This window comes from Pedococcus sp. P1_H8 (genome assembly GCF_056405175.1).
Window position 1 is genome coordinate 1 of the sequence record NZ_JBFUCP010000250.1, and the last position, 437, is coordinate 437.

Sequence of the window (437 nt, forward strand, 5' to 3'; positions counted from 1 at the left end):
CGCGCAGGCGGTCCGGCCGTCGGTACGGCTCGACCCGGTCGAGGTGGCCCAGCTGTGCCGGACCCTGGACGGGCTGCCCCTGGCCATCGAGCTCGCGGCGGCCCGGGTGCGCACGATGAGCGTGCCCGAGATCAACGCCCGGCTCGTCGACCGGTTCGCGCTGCTGCGTTCCGGCGACCGGACCTCGCCCGAACGCCATCGCACGCTGCACGCGGTGATCGAGTGGAGCTGGAACCTGCTCGAACCCGACCAGCGGGCGGCGCTGCGCCGGTTGTGCCGGTTCCCGGCGGGTTTCACCCTCGACGGGGCCGCCGCCGTGGCGGGATGGGGCGAGGTGACCGACGTCGCCGCGGCCCTCGAGGGCCTGGTGAACCAGTCGATGCTGTCCGTCGTCGAGGGTCCCGGCTCGTTCGGTCTGCGCTACCACATGCTCGAGA

Annotated in this window: 1 pseudogene; it reads left to right on the top strand. The window is 73.5% G+C overall.

The features are described from left to right. Nucleotides 1-437 (top strand): annotated as a pseudogene (locus AC1DYG_RS19840) (ATP-binding protein); the annotation flags it as partial.